Source organism: Mesorhizobium sp. M0621, assembly GCF_040320745.1.
Lineage (GTDB): Bacteria > Pseudomonadota > Alphaproteobacteria > Rhizobiales > Rhizobiaceae > Mesorhizobium.
The window spans coordinates 1-8,498 of the sequence record NZ_JAMYQF010000103.1; the positions used below are offsets into that span (position 1 = coordinate 1).

Sequence of the window (8,498 nt, forward strand, 5' to 3'; positions counted from 1 at the left end):
CGCTGCGCCGCATCGGCCTGGTGGATACACGGCTCGCCAGGGCAAGCTGCGCCACCATCCGTCTCAAGCTGTTCAAGATCGGCGCCCTGGTCAGCATCTCGGTGCGCCGCATCAAGCTGGCCATGAACTCAGCCTGCCCCTTCCAGCGCGAATGGGCCCTGACCTATGCCCGGCTCTCGGCAGCCGCCGCCTGAGCGGCCCGATCCACCCCTCCGTCAACAGCAAGGAAACAGCGCCGAACCACACCAACCGCTCCAAGCGGCGGACATCCCTTGCCCGCAGCTCAAGCGCCGGTAAAATCGCTGCCGCCAGCCTCGCGCCGAAAGACTGTGTGAGATATCCGGGTTAGGCCGGATCTTCAACGCCCTGTTTTGCCAAATAGCGCTGATCGATGTCCGGTAGCGGCTCGCCGAGCAGGGTCGCCTCGAAGGCGCGCAGGCGTTTGTGGACCGATTGCAGCTCGACGATGGTCGACCAGGACGTGAGCAGAAACTGCAAAGACCCCGTCACTTTACCGAATGCATTCGAAATCTGGTTCAGCGCGCCGAACGTTATCTTGTGCGCAACCAGCGACGGACCCAGGATCAGCAGCGAGAAAATGTTGTCGGCCTGCAGGTATGTGTAACGGACGACGTTGAAATAAATGTAGTGGAAATAGAGCCTGAAATAATTGTGACGAACGTTCGCAAACAGCTCGGCAGTGGTGGCTGGCTGAGCCCTTTCTGCGTGATCCTCGCCGTAGACGAGTTCCTTGCGATAGGCGGCTTCGACGCGCTGGTTGCGGAACTGCAATCCCGGAAGCTTCAAGCCGGCAATCATGACCGAGATCGTTCCGAACAGACACCAGGCGAGGGCTGCGACCACTAATGGCTGTGGGATCGCGCCGACAATCGGCAACTCGCTGATGTGAGCCTGCAACTGAATCATGACCGGCAGGAATGCGATCAACGTCATAATCGACTGGACAAAGCTGGAGCCGAGATCCTCCATGATCTGCGAGAACCGCATCGTGTCTTCCTGGATACGCTGCGAGGCACCCTCGATATGGCGTAGCCTGCTCCAGTTCTCGACGAAATAATTGTTCATCGCCGTGCGCCAGCGAAAGATCCAGTGGCTGACGATGAAGGCATTGACCACCTGCACATTCATGCCGACCAGCGCGAGCCACGAAAAATCGGCCAATCCGATATAGAATTCGGCGTTGGTCGATTTTCCAGTCCCGGACATCAGTCCCTGTACGTAGTCGAAGAAAGGCCCGTACCAGGCGTTGACGGCGACACTGACCTGCACATTGAAATAGATGAAGAACAGGATGACTGCGGTCATCAGGATCGACCAGCGCTGCCAGGGATGTGGCGAATACCAGCTCCAAAACGCATAGAAGACGGCCACGCAGAACGCGAAATAGAGATAAAACCATAGAAACGGCGGCGACATGAGAATGGCGATGCCGATGATGGGCGGCGTACCTGCCGCGGCGGGCGGCAGTCCGAAAACCGCGCCCAATTGTTCACCACCGAAAAACCAGAACAGGATCGCCGCAAGGCTCCAGACGGCTGCCGAAGAGAAGAAGAGCTTCGGCTGCGGGAAAAATGATACGAACACTGTGACGAATTCCTCGATCTAGGCGCAAATCTGCTGACTATGGCGGGCATAAAGTCACACATTAGCTGGAAAGAAAATGCCCGTGCCCGATGCCCGGCACCGAGCAACCCCACAATCATGGCGATTTTGGCGCAGCCGACCATGTGAGGCCGCCGGAGACGACCAGCATGATGGCGGCGGCGATCGAGGCGAGGAAGAAATCGCCGGACATTTGCGCCAGAAATCCGGCGGCGACCGGACCGATGATCTGGCCAAGGCCGAACGCAGCCGTCATCAGGGCAAAGATCCGGCGCGGCGCGCTTGGCGCCTGCTGCCGCGCGGCCTGCAGGCCAAGCGCTGTGATGGCAATGAAGGTGCCGCCGAGAAGCACACCGCCAAGCAGCGGCCCGGTGCGCCCGCCGATGGCCACGCTTGCGGTGACGCCGGCAACTTCGATCAGGCATGCCACCGCATAGGCGGCATAGAGTCCGATCCTGGCGGCGATCTTCTGCCAGAGCCAGACCGAGGGGAAACCGGCAACGCCGGCGACCATCCACACCATGGCCTCGAAGACGCGGCTGCCGCCGCCTTGCCGGACGATGGCGACCAGGAACGTCGCCGTCACCACATAGCCGAAGCCGAACAGGCCATAGGCAATGATGACCTTGATCAGTGACCGATCCATTTGCAATGGCGGCTCGCGGGCGACTTCGCCATTGCTGAGCGGGCCTTCGTTGACCATCAACGCCACGAGGACGAAACCGAAAGCCGAGATTGCCGCCGACCACAACCAGCCCGCCGCCCAGCCGGCATGTTCGGTGACCAGCAACGCCATCATCGCCGCGGACACCGCGATGCCGAGCCCGACGCCGCCGAAATGCCACGCCTGCAGATCGCCGCGACCGGCAGCCGCTATATGGCTGAAAACGATGCTTGCCATGAACACCATGACGAAGGCACTGGCCAGGCCGGCCAGAAAGCGGATGGCCAGAAAGGCGGCCATCGCATCGGTCAGTCCCATCAGCGCGGCCAGGACCGCACTGGCGCCGAGCCCCATCAGCATCAGCAGGCGCTCGCGCCCATGCGCCCAGCCGCCCGCCGCCGCCAGCGCGCCGACGAGGTAGCCGAGATAGTTGGCGGAGGCGATCCACCCGGCATCGGCCGGCGACAGATGCAATTCCTGCATCATGCCGGGCAGGATCGGCGTGTAGACGAAGCGGCCGATGCCCATGGCAACCGCCATGGCTATCATGCCGGCGAAGGTAAAACGGAGCGCTGTGGAGGTGGCTGATGTCATTGCAGCGCACAATAATTGCAGTGATCGCTGAAACAATCCGCCATCCGTTAGGCCAGTGCGATCCTCGCCTCGACTTTCCGCAAGCCGGACCGCCTGGCGCCCGCTCAGCAGCGTCCGCCGAAACCAGCGCGCAATGAAGCCGTCTCATGCACTGTCCGCCGCGCCGTCAGCCTGAACGGCACGTCGGCAAGTTCGCGCTCCGACATGGTGTTCAGCACGGGATGCGAAAGCGGATCGGTCAGCCAGCGCTGCGCCTCGCTCTCGCGGCGCGGCTCATACGGCGTACTCGCAGCGAAAAAGACCTTCAGCGACGATGACAAGATCCTTAGCATTTCCGGCTCCGCGGGTCTGTCTCCCCTGATAAAATCTGCCGTTTCGACCTCTCTTTCAATTGAGATTTCAGCCGGATCGGTTTAGAAAAACTCAAATGGTCATGCTCAACCGCGTCCATCTCAACGGCCTTCGCGCCGTCGAAACCGTTGCCCGTCTCGGCTCGCTGGCGGCGGCGGCCGGCGAACTCAACGTTTCCATCAGCGCCGTCAGCCAGCAGATAAGCCGCACCGAGAAGCAGCTCGGCCAGGCGCTGTTCGAACGAACGGCGAGCGGTCTCGTGCTGACCGAATTCGGCGCCGTTTTCGCGGCCCGTCTCGGCGCTGGATTTCGCGAGCTTGCCCAGGCCGTGGCGCTGGCCGATGAGGCGACGCAATGTACATTGGTGGTTTCGGTGGCGCCGGCCTTTGCCTCGAAGTGGCTTTTGCCGCGACTGTCGCGTCACTTCGCCCGGCATCCCAACGTGCTGCTGCGCATCGACGCTTCGGTGCGGCTGGCCGATCTCGATCATTCCGACATCGACATCGCCATCCGGCTTGGCGACGGCAAGTGGCCGGGCGGACGGAAGGAATTGCTCTTGTCGCAGGAAGTCTTCCCGGTCTGCGCGCCGGTGATCGCCAAAAAACTGAAGTCGATCGAGGATCTTGCCCAGACCTGCGCGATCACCGACGAGCGGGCGATGATCAACTGGGAAAGCTGGTTCGAGACAGCCGGCGTTCCACCCGTCACATTCCTGAAGGGCGCGCGTTTCACTGACCCGATGCTGTGCCTGGAATCGGCAATCGCCGGCCACGGCGTGATGCTGGGCTGGCAGTTGCTCGCCGCCGATGCGCTGGCCGATGGAAGGCTGGTGGCGCCGTTCGGAATCCGCGCCCAGAGCGGCCTCGGCTATTGGCTGGTAACCTCCTCCGCCAAGACGGAAAGCCGCAAGGTCCGGGATTTCAAGGTCTGGATCAGGGAAGAGATCGAGGCGACCATGGCACAGTTCGGGTCCGTGAACGCAGAACCCGCCGGCGCGATCGCGGTGGAAAGCACTGCGGCACCGGTCTATGTAAAGTCGGATATCAAACTACGACAGGCAGGATCATGACCACACATTCGCGCGGCGTTTCCGCATCGATCGACCCGGTGAAGCTCGACAGGCTGGCGGAGGTCGCCATCAAGGTCGGGCTGCAATTGCAGCCCGGACAGGATCTGGTGCTGACATCGTCGATCGCGGCACTGCCGCTGACCAGGCGGATCGTCGAACACGCCTACAAGGCCGGTGCCGGGCTGGTGACGCCTATCTTCAACGACGACGAGATGACGCTGGCGCGCTATCGCTTCGGCGCCGATGCGAGCTTCGACCGCGCCGCCGGCTGGCTCTACGAAGGCATGGCGAAAGCTTTCTCCAACAATGCGGCCAGGCTTGCCGTGCGCGGCGAGGATCCGTCGCTGTTGTCGGCACAGGACCCGGCGAAAGTGGCGCGCGCCAACAAGGCCAATTCGATGGCTTACCAGCCGGCGCTGGAAAAGATCACCGGCTTCGACATCAACTGGAACATCGTCGCCTATCCGGACCTCGCCTGGGCCAGGCAGGTTTTCCCCGACGATGCCGACGATGTTGCGGTCGCAAAGCTCGCCGACGCCATTTTCGCCGCATCGCGCGTGGATGTCGAGGATCCGATCGGCAACTGGAAGGCTCACAACGCAGCACTGCGCAGCCGGACCGAATGGCTCAACGGCCATAATTTCCATGCGCTGCACTTCACCGGGCCGGGCACCGACCTGACCGTCGGGCTGGCGGACGGCCATGAATGGATGGGCGGTGCCTCGACCGCCAAGAACGGCATCACCTGCAATCCCAACATCCCGACCGAAGAGGTCTTCACCACGCCGCATGCGAGGCGGGTCGAGGGTCATGTCTCCTCGACCAAGCCGCTGTCCTACCAGGGCACACTGATCGACGACATTTCGGTGCGTTTCGAGGCGGGCAGGATCGTCGAGGCGAAGGCCTCGAAGGGTGAGGACGTGCTGAAGAAAGTGCTCGACACCGATGAGGGTGCGCGCCGCCTCGGCGAGGTGGCACTGGTGCCGCATTCCTCGCCGATTTCGGCGAGCGGGCTGTTGTTCTTCAACACGCTGTTCGACGAAAACGCCGCCTGTCACATCGCGCTCGGCCAGTGCTATTCGAAGTGCTTCGTCGACGGCGCCTCGCTCAGCCAGGACGAGATCGCGATGCGCGGCGGCAACAAGAGTTTCATCCACATCGACTGGATGATCGGTTCGGACAAGATCGACATTGACGGCATCCACAAGGACGGCGCCCGCGTGCCTGTCATGCGCAAGGGCGAGTGGGCCTGACCCGCTTACGGAGGGTCCGATGACCTTCGACCTGGCGGTCAAGCGTATCTACGAGCCACCCGCTCCCGATGACGGGCAGCGGGTTCTGGTCGACCGGATCTGGCCACGCGGCGTCAGCAAGCAAGACGCCGCGCTGGCGCTGTGGCTGAAGGACATCGCGCCGAGCGACGATCTGCGCAAATGGTTCGGCCATGAGGCGGCGCGCTGGGCTGAGTTTCAGAAGCGGTACCGAGTTGAGCTGGACGGGAATGAAGATGCGGTGGGTGAATTGCGCGGCCTGCTTCGCCACGGCAAGGTTACACTGCTCTATGGCGCGCATGATGAGAAGCACAACAATGCGGTGGCGCTGGCGGGATTTCTGCGCGAAGGCTGAGGGCCACCGTTTGACCATTGGCCAATCTCCCTCCTTGCGGGGGAGATGCCCGGCAGGGCAGAGGGGGGTGCTGTCCCGCCGACCTGTCAATCAACCGCATCCTCATGCTTCGGCCGGTTCGCACCGGAACAATTTCGTCAACAGATGGCGATCCGTCACACCCCCCTCTGGCCTGCCGGCCATCTCCCCCGCAAGGGGGGAGATCGGCAGCTTCGCCGCCCTGCTGTCCCTACTTCTCACCTACCGCCTGCTCATAAACATCCGGCTTGAAGCCGACGAGGACGCGCTCGCCCAGTTCCAGCACCGGCCGCTTGATCATGGTCGGCTTGGCCAGCATCAACGCCTTTGCCTTCGTTTCGTCCAGACCCTGCTTGTCCTTTTCCGCCAGTTCGCGAAACGTCGTGCTCGCCTTGTTGAGCAGCTTTACCCAGCCGACCTTGCCAACCCAGCCGTCGAGCCGCTTGGCGTCCAGCCCCTCTGCCCTGAAATCGTGAAACCGGTACGCCACGTCATGGCCCTCCAGCCAGACGCGCGCCTTCTTGACGGTGTCGCAGGTGGTGATGCCGTACATGGTGATCGTCAAAACAGTGGCCCCTCGGACTTCGAATCTAACTCAGATTAAGGATGCTCTACGCGCTTTGCCAGCGGCCGCATCGGTGTCCCAGTGCTTTTGGGCTTGCCAACACTAAGGATTTTTCCTAAGTATCTTTCGAGCCGCTTTCGACGGCACCCCGGGATGACCGATGACGAGCCTCCAGACCGCAAATCCGAGCCCTCCACCGATCGACGGCATCTTTCGCGCGCTGTCCGATCCGACGCGGCGGCGTGTGGTGGAGCGGCTGAACCGTAGCCCTGCCTCGGTCAGCGAACTTGCAGAGCCTTTCGACATGGCTCTGCCCTCCTTCATCGAACATCTGAAGATTCTGGAAGGCTGCGGGCTGGTGCGCTCGCAAAAGACCGGCCGGGTCAGGACCTATCAACTGGCGCCTGAGCCGCTGAAACTCGCCGAAAACTGGCTGGCCGAACAGCGCGCATTGTGGGAGCGCCGTCTCGACCAGTTCGACGCCTATGTGATGAGCCTCAAGGAGAACGAAAGGAGGTCAACGACCGCCATTGCTGCTATCTCGAAATCGTGCCGAACGAGCGACTGGTGTGGACGGATGCGCTGCTGCCGGGTTACCGGCCGTCAGGCGAGCCGTTCATCACTGCGGTCATTTCCTTGCAACCGGACGGCAAAGGCACGCGCTACACCGCCACCGCCATCCATCGCGACGAGGCGACCCGAAAGAACCACGAGGAGATGGGTTTCTTCGATGGCTGGGGCATGGTGGCCGATCAGCTTGCGGAGCACCTGAAGACGATATGAGCCTCCCCCACATGGCGGCTAGGACATCGTCCCGGCCCCATGCCTGTTTCGACCCAGCGACAAGAGCAAGCTCCCGAAAGCCGGCGGTACCCTAGTAGTAGAAGCGCTCTTCGGTAATCTTGCCGTTCTTGACCGTGTAGAGACCAACTTCATCCATGGTGACACGCTCGCCGGTAGCCTTGGGCGTGATGTCGAACTTGAAGCGCACCGCGAACTGGCCGCCATTGACATAGGGGCCTTCGACCGAGCCACCATGCACTTCGTTGTTCTCCTGCCACCACTGGCCCTTCTGCCTGAGAGCCTCCTTGCCACGAGAGATGGCCATCGGCCCCTCCATGGCTTCGAGGCTGACAATGTCATCGGCATTGTATTTCTCGGCCGCAGCTTCGTGGTCGCCCTGCTTGAGCAGCTCGGTGAAATCCTTGGCAATTTCTGCAATGGTCATTTGTGTTCCTCCGTTCAGACGAATTGCAAATAGGGAACAGCTGACTGGCCTGCCATCGTTAATCCCGAAGCAGCTGACAACGCCTGTCAGGATGATGGATGCCGAGCGGAATGAAGATGATTTGAAGCTCCTACATCGCGGCCACGGCATCGTCCTGGCCGCTCAATTGCCAACGTCCAAGCTCCCTATAGACACCCTTCCGGATGAGGCTGTGGATCAGCGTAAAATCCCGCACAGTCCAGCCGATCGGATCAATTGACCGCTCGCGAATCTTGGGAACACGCACTTCGTCACGAAGCAATGTGACATGTGGTTCGATGGACTTCGTGAGAAAGGGCTCTAACGGGCTGTCGGAAATCACTGACGTCAGGTCGCGCCAGAACTTTTGCAGTGGCGGATTGCCATCGCTGTTGCGCAAGACCAGCGAGCCGCCGCCAAAAGCCGACAAGCGATCGAACGAAACCTCGAAGGGTTTTGCAACTATCATCGAGCCGACATGCCTGGCGATTTCAACCAGCCCTTCCGGATACCCATTGTGGTCACCAAGGCCGATCAGCGAGATATGGATGTGTTTTTCCGGAACAAGCCAGCCTTGCAGTCCCAACTCTCGGTTCAAGGCAATAGCCTTTCGCGCAAGAGGACCAGCAATCGTGCTTTCGGCTAGGAGATCGTGTCCCGCGGCGTGGTGTAGCTGGCGGCATTGGTCGCCGTGCTCTCCGGCATGGGCCGGGCTGATCAGCGCGCCACTGCTGGCAGGCTG

The 8,498-nt window shown here is 61.5% G+C and carries 11 protein-coding genes and 1 pseudogene; 6 read left to right on the forward strand and 6 right to left on the reverse strand.

What is annotated here, in order from left to right:
• Nucleotides 1-194: transposase (locus NKI38_RS32895; protein WP_352664969.1), on the forward strand; the 194-nt coding region annotated here is incomplete at its 5' end.
• Between the two features lie 151 nt (nt 195-345).
• Here the strand turns inward: NKI38_RS32895 and sbmA are convergent.
• From sbmA to NKI38_RS32910, 3 genes are all read right to left on the reverse strand, one after another.
• Nucleotides 346-1,605 (reverse strand): peptide antibiotic transporter SbmA, encoded by a 1,260-nt coding sequence (sbmA, locus tag NKI38_RS32900; RefSeq protein WP_352664972.1) that lies wholly within the window; start codon nt 1,603-1,605, stop codon nt 346-348.
• Between the two features lie 115 nt (nt 1,606-1,720).
• Entirely contained in the window at nt 1,721-2,881 is a 1,161-nt protein-coding gene (locus tag NKI38_RS32905) for a YbfB/YjiJ family MFS transporter (protein ID WP_352664974.1), read from the reverse strand.
• A gap of 104 nt (nt 2,882-2,985) precedes the next feature.
• Entirely contained in the window at nt 2,986-3,213 is a 228-nt protein-coding gene (locus tag NKI38_RS32910; RefSeq protein ID WP_352664977.1) for a hypothetical protein, read from the reverse strand.
• A gap of 95 nt (nt 3,214-3,308) precedes the next feature.
• Between NKI38_RS32910 and NKI38_RS32915 the strand changes: the two genes are divergently transcribed.
• From NKI38_RS32915 to NKI38_RS32925, 3 genes are read left to right on the forward strand one after another with little or no spacing between them, the layout of a single operon-like run.
• Nucleotides 3,309-4,301, forward strand: coding sequence for a LysR substrate-binding domain-containing protein (locus NKI38_RS32915; RefSeq protein ID WP_352664979.1), 993 nt, complete (start codon nt 3,309-3,311; stop codon nt 4,299-4,301).
• Nucleotides 4,298-5,554: an aminopeptidase gene (locus NKI38_RS32920; RefSeq protein ID WP_352664981.1), complete on the forward strand. Its 1,257-nt coding sequence runs from the start codon at nt 4,298-4,300 to the stop codon at nt 5,552-5,554. Before NKI38_RS32915 ends, NKI38_RS32920 begins: the two co-directional genes overlap by 4 nt.
• 19 nt (nt 5,555-5,573) lie before the next feature.
• Complete coding sequence (locus NKI38_RS32925; RefSeq protein WP_352664983.1) at nt 5,574-5,927, forward strand: DUF488 domain-containing protein; 354 nt, start codon at nt 5,574-5,576, stop codon at nt 5,925-5,927.
• A 229-nt stretch (nt 5,928-6,156) separates the two neighbouring features.
• Here the strand turns inward: NKI38_RS32925 and NKI38_RS32930 are convergent, their stop codons facing one another.
• On the reverse strand, nt 6,157-6,510 hold the full coding sequence (locus tag NKI38_RS32930; protein ID WP_352664986.1) for an ArsC family reductase: 354 nt from the start codon (nt 6,508-6,510) through the stop codon (nt 6,157-6,159).
• A 160-nt stretch (nt 6,511-6,670) separates the two neighbouring features.
• Between NKI38_RS32930 and NKI38_RS32935 the strand changes: the two are divergent.
• Both NKI38_RS32935 and NKI38_RS32940 read left to right on the forward strand, forming a co-directional pair.
• A pseudogene (locus NKI38_RS32935) lies at nt 6,671-7,024 on the forward strand (ArsR/SmtB family transcription factor); the annotation flags it as partial.
• 35 nt (nt 7,025-7,059) lie between these two features.
• Nucleotides 7,060-7,293, forward strand: a complete 234-nt coding sequence (locus NKI38_RS32940; RefSeq protein ID WP_352664988.1) for an SRPBCC domain-containing protein — start codon at nt 7,060-7,062, stop codon at nt 7,291-7,293.
• Between the two features lie 91 nt (nt 7,294-7,384).
• Here the strand turns inward: NKI38_RS32940 and NKI38_RS32945 are convergent, their stop codons facing one another.
• Nucleotides 7,385-7,738, reverse strand: coding sequence for a SnoaL-like domain-containing protein (locus tag NKI38_RS32945; RefSeq protein WP_352664991.1), 354 nt, complete (start codon nt 7,736-7,738; stop codon nt 7,385-7,387).
• 130 nt (nt 7,739-7,868) lie between these two features.
• A partial coding sequence (locus tag NKI38_RS32950) for a 2'-5' RNA ligase family protein (protein WP_352664993.1) occupies nt 7,869-8,498 on the reverse strand: 630 nt, incomplete at its 5' end.

Coding starts and splice junctions, on each gene's coding strand:
- NKI38_RS32925 (WP_352664983.1), top strand. CDS start 5,574: ATGACCTTCGACCTGGCGGTCAAGCGTATCTACGAGCCACCCGCTCCC.
- NKI38_RS32945 (WP_352664991.1), bottom strand. CDS start 7,738: ATGACCATTGCAGAAATTGCCAAGGATTTCACCGAGCTGCTCAAGCAG.
- NKI38_RS32920 (WP_352664981.1), top strand. CDS start 4,298: ATGACCACACATTCGCGCGGCGTTTCCGCATCGATCGACCCGGTGAAG.
- NKI38_RS32905 (WP_352664974.1), bottom strand. CDS start 2,881: ATGACATCAGCCACCTCCACAGCGCTCCGTTTTACCTTCGCCGGCATG.
- NKI38_RS32910 (WP_352664977.1), bottom strand. CDS start 3,213: ATGCTAAGGATCTTGTCATCGTCGCTGAAGGTCTTTTTCGCTGCGAGT.
- NKI38_RS32915 (WP_352664979.1), top strand. CDS start 3,309: ATGGTCATGCTCAACCGCGTCCATCTCAACGGCCTTCGCGCCGTCGAA.